The organism is Slackia sp. (assembly GCF_977041755.1).
The window spans coordinates 1-16,838 of the sequence record NZ_CDRRGL010000035.1 but is presented as its reverse complement, the minus strand read 5'-3'; the positions used below and the strand labels follow the sequence as shown (position 1 = coordinate 16,838).

The window sequence follows — 16,838 nt, the reverse complement described above, 5'->3', positions numbered from 1 at the left end:
GACGCACGGTGCGGAAAAGGACTCGTATGAATAAGGCGAAAGCGCCTGCTCGCCGGAAAGCGCGTCCCGATTCTGTGAAACCCTCGAATCTTCACAGCTTCTCCCTTGCAATGCAGGGTAGGGGCTGTGGTATTATTCGAGGGCTGTGTCCTGCCTTGGTCGGAAACCAAGGCACTCTGTCAAAGGAGAATACCAATGAAGCAGGGAATTCATCCCGAATATGTTGAGTGCACCGTCAAGTGCACCTGCGGCAACGTCTTCACCACTCGCTCCACCAAGAGCGAGCTGAAGATCGACATCTGCAACAAGTGCCACCCGTTCTTCACCGGCACCCAGAAGCTCATCGACACCGGTGGACGCGTCCAGCGCTTTGCCGACAAGTTCGGCTCTGCTGCCGACATGGTCGCCAAGGCTGAGGCCGAGAAGAAGGCCGCTAAGGCTGCGAAGGCTGCCGAGCTCGAGGCCGCTAAGAAGGCCGAGCGCGAAGCCAAGGCTGCCGAGAAGGCTAAGCGTGCTGCTGAGTACGCCAAGAAGGCCGAGGCCGAAGCCGCCAAGGCTGCCGCTGAGGCTCCTGCCGAGGAAGCCGCTCCCGCTGAGGAAGCTGCCGCCGAGGCAACCGAAGCTGCCGCTGAGTAGTTTCAAACGCGAATACATCGCATAAAGAAGAAGCCCGCTCATTGAGCGGGCTTCTTTGTTTGGCTGAAATTCGTGTAACGTCTTGATAGGTGGTGCGCCATTCGCCGAAAGTGCGCTATACTTTCGGACGCAAATGCTAAGACGAAGACAGCGGCTTGCAGACGCGTGCTTTTCAGAGAAGGGCCCCTTGGCTGGAAGGGCCTCAAGCGCGCAGCGACGCCGATTCCCTTCCGAGCAGCATGGTTGAACGCTGGCGGGCGCGTCCCGCGGATTCGCAACTAGGCCATGCCGGGCGCTCCCGTTATAGGGCATACGAGCGGGCGGCACGCTTGCGCGGTTTCGCGTGAAGGCCGTCAACCAAGGTGGTACCGCGAGAGCCTTCTTTCGTCCTTGGGCTGCGAGTTCGAGCAATCGAATTCGGCCGAGGGGTGAAAGAAGGCTCTTTTTTATTGGCGAAGGTCGCGCAACCTCGGGCGCGGCGGCTGGGCGGCGCGCCCGCTTGGCACAACAACGAAAGGCGAAGGCTATGGCAATAGTCGACGAGCTCAACGAGCTTAATGCCCAAGCCCTGCGCGACATCGAGTCGGCGGCCGACACGGCGGCGCTCGAAGAGGTTCGCGTGGCCGTGCTTGGCAAGAAGGGCACGCTTACGGGCTACCTGCGCGGCATGGGTCAGCTTCCCAAGGAAGAACGCGCTGAAGTGGGCAAAACTGCGAATATCGTGCGCAATGCGGTCGAGTCGGCGCTCGCGAATCGCAAGGAAGCGCTCGCGAAGGCGGAGTTGCTTGCGAAGATGGACGCGGAAGCCGTGGACATCACGCTTCCCGGCCGCGGCCAGCAGGTTGGCACGCGTCACCTGATCAGCGGCATTATCGATGAGATTTCCGATATCTTCCTTGGCATGGGCTACTCCGTGGCCTCTGGCACCGAGGCCGAGACCGACTATTACAACTTCGAGGCCCTGAATGCTCCCGCCGACCATCCGTCGCGCGGCATGCAGGATACGTTCTACCTGGTCGACCGCACGGGCGAGCAGGCTGCCGTGAAGGGCGAATCGGCTGCGCTTCTGCGCACGCAAACCTCGGGCGTGCAGGTGCACACCATGGAAGAAAACAAGCCGCCTATCTACATCATCGCGCCGGGCAAGGTGTACCGCCGCGACGTTGCCGACCCGAGCCACCTGCCTCAGTTCCATCAGGTGGAAGGCCTTGTCGTTGACAAGGGCATTTCGTTTGGCGACCTGAAGGGCACGCTCGATTATTTCTGCAAGCAGATGTTCGGCCCCGATCGCAAGACGCGTTTCCGCGCGCACTACTTCCCGTTCACCGAGCCTTCTGCCGAAGCCGACGTGAGCTGCGGCGTGTGCGGCGGTTCGGGTCATTTGCACAACGGCGAGAAGTGCCGCATGTGCAAAGGCACCGGTTGGCTTGAGATTCTGGGTTGCGGCATGGTCGACCCGAACGTCTACGGCTTCGTGAACATCGACCCAGAAGAGTACTCGGGCTTCGCGTTCGGCATGGGCGTCGAGCGCATCGCATGCTTGAAGTACAACGTACCCGACCTCCGTATGTTGCTTGAGGGCGATATGCGTTTCTTGCGTCAATTCTAAAAAATTTATTTTTTAGAATTGACTGCCGACGCTGCGGTCTTCCGTGGCACGTCGCCTTAAGGCTTTCGGGCTTGCCCTCGCGTAGCGAAGTACGTTCGGCCGCCCGACACCTTAATTCGACGCACCACAAAAGCCCTCGCTGACTTTTTGTTGACCTGCGGCGATTGATCGAGTCCATTTCCTTGAGAAATGGTTTTTAGATAGGACGAATTATGAAAGTTTCTTTGAAGTGGCTTTCCGATTATGTCGAGGTGCCTTCTGACATTAAGGCGTTCTGCGACAAGCTCGACCTTACGGGTACGGGCGTCGAGGGCGTTGACAAGCTTGGTGCCGCGTTTGACGGCGTGGTTGTGGGCTATGTTGAGACGTGTGAAGACCACCCCGATTCCGACCACATGCATGTGGTGAAGGTGAATGTGGGCGGCGACGAGCCGATTCAGATCGTGTGCGGCGCCCCGAACATTGCCGCCGGCATCAAAGTGCCCGTCGCGACGATTGGCGCGGTGCTTCCCGGCGATTTCAAAATCAAGAAGTCGAAGCTTCGCGGCGTGACCTCTATGGGCATGTGCTGCTCGAAGCGCGAATTGGGCATGGGCACCGACCATGAAGGCATTTGGGTGCTTCCCGAAGATGCGCAAATCGGCCAGCCCATCGCAGATTTCATGGGCCTCACCGATACGGTGCTCGATCTGGAGATTACCCCGAACCGCCCCGACAGCCTCTCCGTCGTGGGCTTTGCTCGCGAGGTTGGTGCCATGTACGCCAAGCCGTGGACGAACCCGCTGCAGGAAATGGCCGCCAAGCTGGAACTTTCGGGCGACGTTGAGCCCAATGCCGTGAAGATCGACGTTACCGATGCCGTGCGTTGCCCGCGCTACACCGCTCGCGTGATTCATGGCGTGAAGGTTGGCCCGAGCCCCGACTGGATGGTCGAGCGCCTTGCCGCCATTGGCCAGCGCTCCGTGAACAACGTCGTCGACGTGACGAACTACATCCTGTTCCTGCTCGGCCAGCCGCTGCATGCGTTTGACCTGAACAAGGTCAAGAACGCCGATGGCGTGGCCCATATCGTGGTTCGCGCTGCCGAAGATGGCGAGAAGCTCACCACGCTCGATGGCGAGCATCGCGAGCTCACGAGCGACATGACGGTTATTTCCACGCCCGAGCAGGGCGCCGTGGCGCTCGCGGGCGTTATGGGCGGCCTTGATACCGAGGTCACCGAGGAGACGACCGACATTCTGCTCGAAACCGCCGTATTCGAGCCTGGCCGCACGAGCCGCACGAGCCGCAACCTGGGCCTGTTCAGCGAGAGCTCCATGCGCTACGAGCGTGGCGTCGACGACTATGACGTCGAGGTGCGCTCGGCCGCCGCTGCGGCGCTCATCGTCGAGGTTGCCGGCGGCACCGTTGCCCGCATTGGCGAAGATGGCTGCGGCATTGTTGACGCGTGGCCCGCTCCCAGCGAGCAGCCGCACCTGCAGTTCCGCGTGAAGCGCTTCCAGGCCATGATGGGCGCCGACATCCCGCGCGATTTCATCGTTGATACGCTCGAGCGCCTCGGCTGCGAAGTGGCCCGGACCGAAGACGAAGACGTGCTGTCGGTGGTTTCGCCCACGTTCCGTCCCGACCTGCCGCGCGAGATCGACCTGTACGAAGAAGTGCTGCGCCTCTATGGCATGGACAATATTCCCACCACGCTTCCCGCTGGTCGCGGTCGCATTGGCGTGCGCACGAGCGCGCAGCTCGTGGATGCGAAAATCCATCGCACCCTTTCCGCGTGCGGCATCAACGAAACCATGACCTATTCGTTCGCCGCGGGCGACGATCTTGACAAGCTGCGCATGAAGGAAGACGGCCTGGGCGAGGCGGTTGAGCTCATCAACCCCATGAATTCGGAGCAGGCGTTCATGCGCCGCACCGTTGTTCCCGGCCTGCTGCGCAGCGTCGCGCACAACCAGGCGCATGGCGTGTCGAACATTCAGCTGTACGAAATTGGCACCGTGTTTGCGGCCCATGAGGGCGATCGCAAGCCGAAGGAGCGCCGCAAGCTGGCCTGCGTTTTGGCGGGCGCCATGGACGACAAGGGTTGGAACACCGACCCGCGTGCGTTCGATTTCTTCGATGGCAAGGGCGCGCTTGAGGCCATCGCTCGCGAGCTGGCGTTGCCGAAGGTTCGCTTCAAGGCGCTTTCCGCCGAAGATGCGCCGCATTTGCAGCCTGGCCGCGCGGCCGAGATGCTTTCCGGCGGCGACGTGATTGGCTGGGTGGGCGAGCTGCACCCGCTGGCGGTTGCTGCCTACGATGCCGAGGGCCCCGTGGTGGCGTTCGAGCTCGATATGGCTGCGCTTGAGCGCAATGCCCGCCCGGCTCGCGATTATGTCGACGTGCCGCAGTTCCCGGGCGTCGAGCGCGATGCCGCGTTCGTCGTGGACGAGGCCGTGACGTGCGAGAAGATTATGCAGTGCATGCAGAGCGCGGGCGGCAAGCTGCTCGAGAGCGTGCGCCTGTTCGACGTGTACCGCGACGCCGAGCGCGTGGGCGAGGGCAAGAAGTCGATGGCGTTCTCGCTGACGTATCGCGCCGCCGACCGCACGCTGACGAGCGAAGAGGTCGACAAGGCGCACGAGAAGCTCGTGACGAAGGTGTCGAAGGCCACGGGCGCCGAGATGCGCGGCTAGCGAGCAATCGTCTTCACCGAGGAAGCGTCCGCTGAATCTATCGCGATTTAGCTTGCGTTCCAGCATATGAGAAATGGGCCAAAGGGTTTCCTTTGGCCCATTTTCTTTATGCAAAAGGAGGGTGGGTGGCCGACCACCCTCTAAAACCGCCCTGTTCAAACGCGTAAACGACCCTTTTCGGACGTATGGGTCGTACGCTGTTCAGCGTATCTTTCAAGCAAAGGTCGGCAGGAGGCCGACGATCTTGTGAAGGAGGATACGATGGAAGAAGAGAAGGGTGTTTCACCTAAAGCGGCATCGCCGAAGCGCCGCCGTGGCATTGTTGCCGCGTGCGTGTGCGTCGTGGTGCTCGTGGCGGCTGTCGGTGGTTTCATGGTGTGGCATGAGCAGCCGAGCTTTTGCTCGACGGTGTGTCATACGCCCATGGATTCGTATGTCGAAAGCTACTACAACACGGATGGCACTTCGCTTGCAAACGCGCATGCGAAAGCTGGCAAAGATTGCCTGACGTGCCACACTCCCGAGATCGGCGAGCAGATTACCGAGGGTCTGAATTGGGTGTCGGGCAATTATGCTTACGACGAAGAGAGCCAACACTTGGTCTCTCGTGGTGAAGAGTTCGCCACGCAGGAATTCTGCCTGAACGAGTCGTGCCACAACATGGATTTGGACAAGCTGAAAAACAAAACGGCGTATATGGCTTGGAATCCGCATGACTTCAGCGAGCATGGTGTGACTAATTGCGGCGATTGCCACAAGATGCACGAGACTTCGGTGTTCGTGTGCACGGAGTGCCACTATCAGGCTGCAGAGAACGTGCCCGAGGGCTGGGACAGCATTCCGTATCGCGAAACGAGGTAAATAATGACTGCGATGAATTCCGAAAACGGCGTTTCACGTCGTAATTTTCTCAGTGGAGTGCTTGCGCTGAGCATGGGTGCTGCGGCGATGGGGCTCACTGGATGCGGTGCCCCAAGGTCGCTTGAGGAGGAAGCTGCTCAAACAACCATCGACGGCGGTGAATACGACATCATCGTTGTTGGCTCGGGCGGAGCCGGAATGGCGGCAACCGTGGGCGCTGTCGACCAGGGCGCTAAGGTTTTGCTGCTTGAGAAGATGCCCGTTGCCGGCGGCAACACGTGCTTTGCTGAGGGCGGCATGAACGCCTGCTGCACGCGCTATCAAAAAGAAGCTGGCATTGAAGACTCGGTTGATTTGATGTCGTCTGATACCTATGAAGGCGGTCACGAGAAGGGCAACATGGAGCTTATCCGCCATATGTGCGAAGGGTCGAGTGATGCTATCGATTGGCTTGCCAGCATGGGCATCGTGTTGTCGAAGTTGGGCACGAGTGGCGGCGCGAGCGTGAAGCGCATCCATCGTCCCGAAAGCGGCGAGGCTGTAGGCAAATATATCGTGAAGGGCATGACCGAGCAGTGCCGCCAACGTGGCGTTTCGGCTGTGTGCAACACGAAGGTTGAAGAAATATTGATGGACGATGGGAAAGTGGCCGGCGTGCGCGCGACCAATCCAAATGGACTGCCCATCGAATATAGATGTAAAGCGCTTATTGTGGCAACGGGCGGTTTTGGCGCGAATAAGGAAATGCTCGCCCAATATCGTCCCGAATTGCGCGACGCGGTTACCACAAACCAGCCAGGCACGCAGGGCGATGGCATCGTGTTCTCGACAGCCGTTGGTGCCGATACGGTGGACATCGATCAGATTCAGGTGCATCCGACGGTCGAACAGACTACCGCAACGCTGCTTTCTGAAAACATTCGCGGCGATGGCGCCATTCTCGTTAACACCGATGGCGTTCGCTTTACGAATGAGCTTTTGACGCGCGATCGTGTGTCGGAAGCGGAGTGGGCGCAGCCTGGCCGTGGAGCGTTCGCCGTGTTCGACAAATCGGTTCACGATAACAACCTTTCTATTGAAGAGAAGTTCGTCGCCCGAAACCTCATTCATGTGGCTGACAATTTTAGCGACTTGGCTAATCTCATGGGCGTACCCGAAGAGGCGTTCGTCGCCACGGTGACGTCGTATAACGACAACATCGCAAATGGCATAGACGATCCGATGGGCCGAACGAAGAGCTTGAACCCGTTGGCGACGCCTCCGTATTACGCGTTGCCCGTTGCGCCGGGCGTGCATCATTGCATGGGCGGTCTGCGCGTCAACGCTGCTGCTGAGGTGCTCGATGCGAACGGCGATGCGATTCCTGGCTTGTTTGCTGCCGGCGAAGTGACCGGTGGCATCCATGGCGGAAATCGACTGGGTGGCAACGCCGTGTGCGACATCAACGTGAACGGTCGTCAGGCGCAAGAGACTGCGTGCAAGTACGTATTCGGCGAGTAGCGTTCCTCCATTTTGTTTCTGGCGAGGGCCCGCATTGCGCGGGCCCTCGGTCGTTTTTGGACGGGTATAATGCCAGCAGTGAATGCGGAAAAGGGAAGGGGCTGCGTGATGGCCGATGCGAAATCGATGGCGTCTCGCCTGGTGCATTCGAGTTCGTGGGCGGAATTCTGGCGGACGTATGCCCCTCGCTTTTCAGGGTGTTTCTTTGGCCTGATTGCCGTGCGCATTTGGACTCAATGCTGCATCTATGATCGTTATGCCGCAACCGATTCCGGTGCACTCACCATTGCATGCAATCTCGTGCGGGTTGCATTGATCGTCGCGTTGGTGTTGATGTTTTCCCGCGTGCCGCTATCGAGGCGCGCGCGTTGCGCAATGGAGTGGCTTTCTGTTACCGCCATGACCTTGTGCGCTCTATGCCTTTTGGCGACGTTGGAATATCCCAATGCTCCATTGGTTCCTGTTGCGGCTGTGCTTGGCGCGCTTGGCATTGTGTGGGGTGGTGGCATGTGGATAGAGTTTTTCGATCGCCTCGATGAGGGTGAGGCGCTTATTTATACGTTTGGCTGCCTAGGGGCGAGCGCGTTTCTGGGGTTGTTTTTAGGCACGGTTCCGCAAGTGGCAGTGTTTGCGGTGGGGCTGTTCATGCCAACGCTCTCGTTTGTTTCGCTCAAGCAGGCGCAAGACCAGCTCGATGAACGCAAGGCCGTTATTCCCGAGCCGATGCGCGACGCTGTTTATGATTCGGAGCCAAAAAGCCGTTTTGCTTGCCTGCTGATGGGCCTTGCATTGCTTGAGCTCGCATTGGGCGTAGCTCGCGGCTTTCCCAATGGGCTTTCCATACCCCTATCGTTTCCTATGCAAGCGGCCCATCAGTTGATCGTTTTCGCGATGAGTGTTGCCGTGGTGTTTTGGGTGCTGATTCGTGGCAGGCGGCTGAGCTTCAGCGCTTTATGGTGGCTTGAAGTCGCGCTTATGGTGGCTGGCGTTATTCTCATCGTTTCATCGGATTTATTTGAGTTGGGAGCGACGCTCATCACGGTGTCGAACACTTTTATGCTGGGAATTTTGTGGTATGCGGTATACGATTTCTCCCGTCATAGTTGCATACCCTCATACATCGTACTCGGGGTTGTGTGGGCGGTGCATTTGCTGCCGCGCGAGCTGGGCCGTTATCTCATGTTCTTGTGGGGTCCCCATGTTGCGCAATCGGTGTTGGCGGTGGCGGCGCTTGTGTGCCTGATCTCGCTTTCGATGGCTGTCGTGATGCGGAATTGCCAGCCTACGCGTCCGTTCTTTGCCGCATTCGGCGCGTCGCGTTGGCGTGAGGAGCGTTTGCGTGCTGCCGTTCGCATTGATGCCCGGATAGAATCGGGCGAGGCAAAAGCGGGCGGGCTTCCAACAGGCGAAAATCTTGGGAACGACCGACGCGATGCTGCGGTGATGCATAATGAAGACGAGGTCCATATGAAATGCGAGCCTGCATTACGCGCCGATTTGCGCTCGCGGTGCGATGCGCTGCAGGAGCGCTTTGGACTTACCGACAGGGAGCGCGATATGGCGTGGTATTTGGCGCAAGGTCGCAGCAAGAGCGCCATTAGCCAAGAATTGCACCTCTCTGAGAATACCGTGAAAGGCTATACACGCAGCATGTACTCGAAGCTGTGCATACACTCGAAGCAAGAGTTGATTGATTTGCTTGAAAGTGATTAAGCGTGTCTTTGCTGGACGAATCTGGTCTTGCAATAGGGGCGAAAATTATGGCTGGTTGCGTGCCTAATCAAGGGGCTTCAACAGTGCCGAAAAGCAAGGCTTCTTGCGTATAGTGGAAAAGCGGAAAGTGAAGCATGGCTGCCATCGATGCGAATGCCATTGCTAAACCGCATACGGAAGCGAGCGCAGCGTGCTGCGCCCGCTTCCGTTCGTCTACTTTTGTCATGGGGAAAGTCCTACTGATCTTGCAGCCTGCGGATGACGGCGGCGACGTTTTCGGCATCGATGCTGGAATAGCACATCACAAATACGGTGTCGTCGCCCGCGAGCGAGCCCGCGACGCCCTTGAGCTCGGCTGCGTCGAGCGCCACGGTGACGCCGCTCGCGATGCCGGAAGGCGTGCGCAGCACGATGAAGTTGTTCACAACCTCGATGGAATCGACCAGTTCGCCCACCATGCGTTGCAAGCGAAGGTCTTCAGGCAACACATAATAGCCCTCGCGCGATTTCGCTAAGCCCATGCCTGCGATGTCGCGGGAGACGGTTGCCTGCGTGCAATCGTAGCCTTCAGCGGAAAGCTGCTCGACCAGGTCGCGTTGGGTTTTGATGTTGCCTTTTCGGATAATGTCACGAATTACATCGTGACGTACGGCGCGTTTCGTCATTTCGTTCCCCTCAGCCGAAATTATGAATGCATAAAATACGTGGCAAAGCCTTCGTGATGCATAAATTGTACTCCTTGCGGCGGAAAAATACACCCATTTCCCCGTTCATTGGGGGATTTTTGAATATACGTGGGGGGGAGGGCAAAAATGAGCGAACTGCGGTAGGATCTGCTATCGGGGGTTTCTTGCGCGTCATGAAAAGCTGTTGTGTGGTCGCTCCCGTTTTGAATGTCATTGCTCGCTTTGCCTGAAATCCCCCCCCAAAACCCCGCGTTCGACGGTCGTTGAGCGCGGGGTTTTCGTCATGTTGCCCAACAAGCTGGCAACGCCTTCATGGAATCGTTTTATGCTCGCGTTGAAATAAGCACGTTCGCGTTACCATAGGCGCCATACATGGTTTAGGCCCGCATGAAGAGCGGCAACGCGTGGGCGTTGTGCTGCGCGGGAGGGAAATGAGGACCTTATGAGGAAAGCAACCGCTGCGCGCAACGCGCAGCTCGCTTCGAGCCAGCCGGCGCGTGAGGAAAACATTGCGGCAATCGTGGCGCATTTGCGCGCGGGCGCGAAGGCCGAATGCCGTCGAGTGGGCATTGAGCTTGAGCACATTTGCGTCGATGGCACGGGCGATCCTATTACCTACAGCCAGCCCAACGGCGTGCGTGACGTGCTCGCCGCGCTTCAGGAGAAATATCCCGAAGCCACCGTTCATGGCGGCGACTTGCTCGGCGTGGCGCGCCCTGGAGCTGCGGTAACTATTGAGCCCGCGGCGCAGCTTGAGCTTTCGGCGGGTCCATTCGAGAACATCATCGACGCCAAGCGCGTTTTCCTCGAATTCGAAGACGACGTCTATCTGGCGCTCTCTCCCATTGGAGGGCGGGCGCTTACGCTTGGGTTCGACCCGGTGAACCGTGCGGCCGATAAGGAGCTTATTCCTAAGGCTCGCTACGACTACATGAACGAATACCTTTCATCTATTGGTCCGTGGGGCCTGCGCATGATGCGAGGGAGCGCTTCCACGCAGGTTTCCATCGATTACCTCGATGAAGCCGACTGCATTGCGAAAATGCGCGTGGCGCAGGTGCTTGCGCCGCTTTTTGCGCTCATGTGCGACAACACGCCCGTGTTTGAGGGCAGCCGTCGTCCGCATGCGCTTATGCGCACCGAGATTTGGAAATACTGCGATCCCGATCGCTGCAATTCGGTGCCGGGCGTTTTCGACGAAGGCTTCGGTTTCGAAGACTATGCGGCATACTTGCTCGATGTTCCCGCGATTGTCGCGCTTGACGAAGACGGCGAGGCGCGTTACGACACGCGCACGTTCGGCGAGATTTTCGCCACCCGCGCCATGACCGACGACGAGGTGTTCCACGCCATGTCGATGGTGTTCCCCGATGTGCGCCTGAAGAGCTATGTGGAAATTCGCCCCGCCGATTCCATGCCCATTCCCTATGTGCTGGCGTATACGGCGCTCATCAAAGGCCTGTTCTACGGCAAAAGCTCGCTCGAGACGCTCGTGCGCAGCTGCGCGGGCATTTCCGAGTCCGATGTCGCCAAGGCCAAAGACGCCCTTATGGAATCAGGCTACAACGCCGAGGTGTATCAGCTCCCGGCGGCCGAGATTTGCGATGAGCTTATTACACTTGCGCGCCGAGGCCTGCCGGCGGCCGAGTGGTGCTTCCTCGATCCCCTTGCCGAATTGGTGGCACGCCGCGTAACTCTTGCGGATTTGGATATTTCGACTCAGTAGTTTGCTATAGTTCAAGGTCACGAAAAGAAAGGTTTGACCTGATGCTCAATACGTTCCGTGCCCGCGCCGGGCAGTTCATGAAAATCGCCGCGATTGCGTGTGCCCTGTGCTTGGCCATGGCGGCCCTTGTGGGCTGCTCGAGCTCCGATTCGCAGCAGGAGAAAACGCCTGCCCAGGTGAATCGCGAGTACATGTCTTCGGTGAACTCCATCAGCCAGGAAGCCGCGAGCGCGCTTTCGAATTTCAGCGACGCAGCCGCGAAGCAAGACGTTGCTGCAATGCGCGTTGCCGCGAGCAACGCCACCAAGGCGCTCGATAAAATCGCCGCGCTGGAAGCGCCTGACGCCCTGAAAGACGTGAAGAGCGAATACGAGGCTGGCGCGAACGATTTGGGCCAGGCGCTTTCCGATTACGTTGAGATTTACGCGCAAATCAAGAATGCCGGCGAAGACCTCGACGCTGCTGCCGAGGCCGCGAAGGGCATCGACGACGTGAAGGCGCGTTACGATTCGGGCATCGAGCATCTTTCCAAGGCCGACTCGATGGTCGCCGATATGGCCGACAGCTCCACTTCCGACGACGCTTCGAAGTAATGGCGGGGCAGAACAACCATCGCAGTGCAAAACGCGGGTCCAGCAAGGGCCCGCGTTTGTCGTATGCTGCCCAAAACCGTCAGGAAGGCACCGGGTGCGCAGGCGCGCAGGAGTCGCGGAAATCTCAGAGCCCTCAAAAGCAGGGTGCGGGCAAGTCTGCTCGCAAGGGCGCCAGCGGGCATGCGAAGAATGCGGCGGCGCAAGCGAAGCATGCTGGAAAGGGCGCTTCTCGCAACGTTGGCGGAGGCCGCCAGAAGCACGCCGCCGTACACCACGCGCCGCGTAGCGCCTTTCTTCCCGTGAATATGGACGATGTGCGAGCTCGCGGTTGGGATGGCGTCGATTTCGCCTACGTGTGCGGCGATGCGTACGTCGACCAGTCGTCGTTCGGCATGGCGATTATTTCGCGCGTGCTCGAGTCGCATGGCTACAAGGTGGGCATTATCGCGCAGCCCGATTGGCGCGACCCCGAAAGCGTGAATGTGTTCGGCGAGCCGCGTTTGGGATTCCTCGTTTCGTCGGGCAATATGGACTCCATGGTGAATCATTACACCGTAAACAAGGTTCCACGCAGCCAAGATGCTTATTCGCCGGGCGGCGCGCCCAATAGGCGCCCGAACCACGCCACGGCGGTGTACGGAAACCTCATTCGGCGCACGCATAAGCACACGCCCATTATTTTGGGCGGTATCGAAGCGAGTCTGCGTCGCTTGGCGCATTACGACTATTGGTCCGATTCGCTTAAGCGCTCTATTCTGCTCGATTCCGGCGCCGACCTGCTTATTTATGGCATGGGCGAGCGCGCTATTGTCGAAATCGCCGATGCGCTCGCGGCGGGCATTGCCGTGGAAGATATCACGTTCGTCGACGGCACGGCTTACAAGGCCCGATCGCTCGAAAGCGTGGAAGACGCCATCGAGCTGCCCGCGTTCGAGGCGCTCCAGGCCGATAAACTCGAATATGCGCGCAGCTTCAATGTGCAGTGGGAAAACTCCGACCCCTATCGCGGAAAGCGTTTGGTGGAGGAATACCCGCACAATGTGTTCGTGGTGCAGAACCCGCCGCAAAAGCCGCTTTCCACCGAGGAGCTCGATGCGGTGTACGCCTTGCCGTATGCGCGCGACTACCACCCCGATTACGAAGCCGCGGGCGGTGTGCCGGCAATTAAAGAAGTGAAATTCAGCCTGTCGAGCAATCGCGGATGCTTCGGCGAATGCAGCTTCTGCGCGCTCACGTTCCACCAGGGGCGCATCGTGACGGCGCGAAGCAAGGCGTCGCTCGTTGAAGAAGCGAAACAGCTTACGCGCGACCCTGAATTCAAGGGCTACATCCACGACGTGGGCGGTCCTACGGCGAATTTCACGGCACCGGCGTGCAAAGCGCAGTTGCGTCGCGGCGCATGCGCGCACAAAGCATGCCTGCTCCCTGAGCCCTGCAAGAAGCTCGAGGTAAACCATAAGCCGTACCTCGATGTGCTGCGCGCCCTGCGTGCGCTGCCCGGCGTGAAAAAGGTCTTCGTGCGCAGCGGCGTGCGCTTCGATTACGTGATGGCCGATTCCGACGACACGTTTTTGCGCGAGCTTTCGCAATACCACGTGAGCGGCCAGCTGCGCGTGGCGCCCGAACATGTGAGCGATGCGGTGCTTTCTGTGATGGGCAAGCCGAAAAACGAAGTGTACCAGGCGTTTTGCAAGAAGTTTGAAGCCATAAACGACAAGCTCGGTTTGAAGCAGTTCGTGGTGCCGTATTTGATGAGCTCGCATCCGGGCTCTACGCTGAAAGAGGCCATTGAGCTGGCTGAATTCTGCCGCGATATGGGATTCAATCCCGAGCAGGTGCAAGATTTCTACCCAACGCCGTCCACGATGTCGACCGCGATGTATTACACAGGCGTCGACCCGCGCACTATGGAGCCGGTGTACACGCCGAAAAGCTCGCACGAGAAGGCGCTGCAGCGCGCGCTTATTCAATACCGCAACCCCGCCAATCGCGACCTTGTGCGTGAGGCGCTGCGAAAAGCCCATCGCGAAGATTTGATTGGCTTTGGGCCGAAATGCTTGGTGCGCCCGGGCGATGGCAGAAGTGGTGGCCCTGGCGGAAAAGGCGGCAAGGGAGCCGCTACCGGCGGCGGCAATAGCGTTCGAAGCGGCAAGGGAGCCAAGGGAGCGCATGGCGCCCGGGGCTTCGGTGGTGGCAAGGGCGCGCCATCGGGCCGTGGCTTTAATGCGGGCGCGACGAAGCGCGGCGGCAAAGGTGGCTTATCAAATGGCCGGGGAGAACATGCCGGCACGCATCGCTCCGAGGCTGCCAACAATAGTCCGAAGCGGTCTCGCCGTTAGCGAGTGCTGAAGAAAACGACTCGTCTTGCGCCTGAAAAAGCGGCTCGATTGTGCTTCGAAAGCGTTGAGGCCTGCTTCTCTGGAAAACCAGGGAGGCAGGCCTCTTTTTTTCATTTTGAATGGTTTGCTGAGCTGCTTGCCGCCGTATCGCTTTTTCGACCCTAATCTTTCTTGATTGGGAATTTCGCGGTGAACGTGGTTCCGCGCTCGGCGGAGCTCTGCGCGGAAAGCGTGCCGCCGTGTTCTTCGACGATGCTGCGTGCAATGGAAAGGCCCAGACCGTAGCCGCCAGCTCCACTTGTGCGCGCTTCGTCGGCGCGCCAGAAGCGGTCGAAAATATGGGGCAGGTCAGAAGAGGGAATGGGCGTGCCGGTGTTGTTCACCTGGATGACGGCATGCTTGCCTTCGCGCTTCGTGCCCACCACGACGTGTCCGCCCGCTTCGGCGTACTTGCATGCATTGTCGACGAGAATGCCAAGCACGCGTTCGATGTCGCCTCGCACGCCGCCAATGAACACGGGGGCCGAGGAACTTTCCGCCACATCGATTTCCACACCACGCTCGAAGGCGACGGCTTCGAATTGAAGGACCGCGCGCTGCGCCATGTCTGCTAAATCGAGCTTTTCTTGTTGCTTGCCCATGGTTGCCTGCGCGTCGACTTCGGCGGTGTCGTGCTTGGCCAGGGCGAGCATGTCTTCAACGAGGCCCTGCATGCGCTGTCCTTCGACCTGAATGCCCTCGATCCACTGGCGTTGGCTTTCGACGGTGCGCTCGGGATGTTCGAGCGCGATGGAAGCATCGGCCAGAATCACGGTAAGCGGGGTTTTCAGCTCGTGTGAGGCGTCGGCGATGAATTGGCGCTGAGATCGCCACGTTTGCTCGACGGGGCGCAGCGCCCAGCGCGAGAAGAACAGCGATATCACGAAAAACGCGGCGAGCGCAGCGATTGCCGCGCCAACGAGGGTGAGCGCGAGCGACTTCCAGCCGGCGGCGGAATTTGCGTCGGCGAACGCGAGATACGTGGTGTCGCCGATCGTTCGCTTTTCGAAGAAGAGCCCCAAGTCAGAGAAAGAACCCGTGCCGTCTTCTGCGGGGGCAAGGCGCGAGAGCGCGGTTTCGAGTACCTCGTCGTTGATGTTGGCGGTGCCGGCGGGCGAGGCGCTCATCGCGCTGCCTTCGGCGTTCAGCGCGTATACCGCAACGGGAATCGTTTGGCCCTGGCCTCCGCCGATTTTGGGGGCGAGGGCTCCGCTTTGGGCTGCGTCATAGCCGCCGGTGTCGTCATTCGATGAGGCATCGCCGCCATCGCCGACATCTGACCCATTCTGCGGTTCGCTTTCGTTGTTCTGCTCGTTGGCGTCGGCCGTGCTTGCCCAGTTTCCGTCAAATTCATGCCTGGGCGGCCTATCGTCGCGCATTTCTCTGTGTTCGTGCTGTTCAATTGCGTTGTCGAGGGAATTGGCGATGGCTTGCTGAACTTCTGCGACGTCCTGCTTCCAGTCGAAAATGCAAATCGCGGTGAATGAGACCGCGATTACGGCCAAGACGCACACCATATTCAGCGCGATGAATTTCTTTCGCAGCTTGAAGAGCACGGGGCTGCCTTTCGTGCCTTTACGCATCGCGGCCCTCCGCTAGGCGGTAGCCCACGCCGCGAATCGTCTCTATGTGCGCGTTGGCTTCAAGGAAGCGCAGTTTCTTGCGCAAGAACGAGACGTATGCTTCGACGTTGTTGTCCTCGGTTACGCCCGTGGTGCCCCATACGCGATCGATGATGGTTGCTTTCGGCACCGTTTTGCCGGCATTCGACATAAGCACGCGGGCGAGTGCGAACTCTTTTGCGGAAAGGTGGATGGAGGATGATTCCGACGCGAATTCGCGTTCGGTCAAATCGAGGGTCAGGTTGAATGCGCGAAGGGTCTCGAATTCAACTTCGCCTTGGCGGCGGGTGAGCGCGCGCAGGTGGGCCATGAGTTCTGCGGGCGAGAACGGCTTGGTCATGTAGTCGTCGGCGCCCGAATCGAGCCCGCGGATTTTATCGGGCACCGCATCGCGCGCGGTGAGCATGAGCACCGGGGTGGCGATTCCCGTGCGGCGCAGGTCAGAGACGATGTCAAACCCATTTTTCTTGGGCAGCATCACGTCGAGAATCGCGACGTCGTATTTTCCCTGAGACGCGTAGGCGTAGCCGGTTTCGCCGTCGTTCGCCGTGTCAACCGCGTGGCCGGCCTCTTCTAGGATGTGGGCGAGTGCGCTTGCCAGTCGCACGTCGTCTTCAACGATAAGCAGGTTCATGGTCGGATGCCTTTTCTTAATCTTGGCGTCGTGCCCCCGTGTGTGAGTGCTCTCGAACGCGGGGGCACGACGCTTTTTTCTTCAATGGGGCGCGCTGAGGGTTTCGAAGGCTGGAGGGCCATCCCGAAACCCCGCTTCGGCTACCGCACGCTCCCCTCGCAATGCGCCTTGCACTGCAATCAAGGAAATAAAGTAAGCTTGC

General features: G+C 59.2%; 12 protein-coding genes. 9 read left to right on the top strand and 3 right to left on the bottom strand.

What is annotated here, in order from left to right; translation table 11 throughout:
* The first annotated feature begins 195 nt into the window (after window positions 1-195).
* From rpmE to ACWI8T_RS04245, 6 genes are all read left to right on the top strand, one after another.
* Window positions 196-636, top strand: a complete 441-nt coding sequence (gene rpmE, locus ACWI8T_RS04270; protein WP_123218672.1) for a 50S ribosomal protein L31 — start codon at window positions 196-198, stop codon at window positions 634-636.
* Between the two features lie 526 nt (window positions 637-1,162).
* Complete coding sequence (gene pheS, locus ACWI8T_RS04265; protein ID WP_449138067.1) at window positions 1,163-2,245, top strand: phenylalanine--tRNA ligase subunit alpha; 1,083 nt, start codon at window positions 1,163-1,165, stop codon at window positions 2,243-2,245.
* Between the two features lie 212 nt (window positions 2,246-2,457).
* Complete coding sequence (pheT, locus tag ACWI8T_RS04260; RefSeq protein ID WP_449138066.1) at window positions 2,458-4,923, top strand: phenylalanine--tRNA ligase subunit beta; 2,466 nt, start codon at window positions 2,458-2,460, stop codon at window positions 4,921-4,923.
* A gap of 261 nt (window positions 4,924-5,184) precedes the next feature.
* Entirely contained in the window at window positions 5,185-5,784 is a 600-nt protein-coding gene (locus ACWI8T_RS04255) for a cytochrome c3 family protein (RefSeq protein ID WP_449138065.1), read from the top strand.
* Between the two features lie 3 nt (window positions 5,785-5,787).
* Window positions 5,788-7,284, top strand: a complete 1,497-nt coding sequence (locus ACWI8T_RS04250; RefSeq protein WP_449138064.1) for a flavocytochrome c — start codon at window positions 5,788-5,790, stop codon at window positions 7,282-7,284.
* A gap of 108 nt (window positions 7,285-7,392) precedes the next feature.
* Window positions 7,393-8,997 carry a helix-turn-helix transcriptional regulator gene (locus ACWI8T_RS04245; RefSeq protein ID WP_449138063.1) on the top strand — a complete coding sequence of 535 codons (1,605 nt, stop codon included), beginning with the start codon at window positions 7,393-7,395 and terminating at the stop codon, window positions 8,995-8,997.
* A 236-nt stretch (window positions 8,998-9,233) separates the two neighbouring features.
* Here the strand turns inward: ACWI8T_RS04245 and ACWI8T_RS04240 are convergent, their stop codons facing one another.
* Window positions 9,234-9,662 (bottom strand): arginine repressor, encoded by a 429-nt coding sequence (locus ACWI8T_RS04240; RefSeq protein ID WP_114614874.1) that lies wholly within the window; start codon window positions 9,660-9,662, stop codon window positions 9,234-9,236.
* A gap of 463 nt (window positions 9,663-10,125) precedes the next feature.
* On the opposite strand from ACWI8T_RS04240, the gene ACWI8T_RS04235 reads away from it, so the two are divergent.
* The 3 genes from ACWI8T_RS04235 to ACWI8T_RS04225 are packed head-to-tail and all read left to right on the top strand — an operon-like array spanning window position 10,126 to window position 14,341.
* A complete protein-coding gene (locus tag ACWI8T_RS04235; RefSeq protein ID WP_449138062.1) occupies window positions 10,126-11,409 on the top strand; it encodes a glutamate-cysteine ligase family protein in 1,284 nt (427 codons plus the stop codon).
* A 41-nt stretch (window positions 11,410-11,450) separates the two neighbouring features.
* Window positions 11,451-12,002 carry a hypothetical protein gene (locus ACWI8T_RS04230; RefSeq protein ID WP_449138061.1) on the top strand — a complete coding sequence of 184 codons (552 nt, stop codon included), beginning with the start codon at window positions 11,451-11,453 and terminating at the stop codon, window positions 12,000-12,002.
* 56 nt (window positions 12,003-12,058) lie between these two features.
* Window positions 12,059-14,341, top strand: a complete 2,283-nt coding sequence (locus ACWI8T_RS04225; RefSeq protein ID WP_449138060.1) for a YgiQ family radical SAM protein — start codon at window positions 12,059-12,061, stop codon at window positions 14,339-14,341.
* A gap of 161 nt (window positions 14,342-14,502) precedes the next feature.
* Here ACWI8T_RS04225 and ACWI8T_RS04220 read toward each other — a convergent pair whose 3' ends face one another.
* Window positions 14,503-15,936 carry a sensor histidine kinase gene (locus ACWI8T_RS04220; protein WP_449138059.1) on the bottom strand — a complete coding sequence of 478 codons (1,434 nt, stop codon included), beginning with the start codon at window positions 15,934-15,936 and terminating at the stop codon, window positions 14,503-14,505.
* A gap of 19 nt (window positions 15,937-15,955) precedes the next feature.
* Complete coding sequence (locus ACWI8T_RS04215) at window positions 15,956-16,636, bottom strand: response regulator transcription factor (protein WP_449138058.1); 681 nt, start codon at window positions 16,634-16,636, stop codon at window positions 15,956-15,958.
* Window positions 16,637-16,838: the final 202 nt, after the last annotated feature.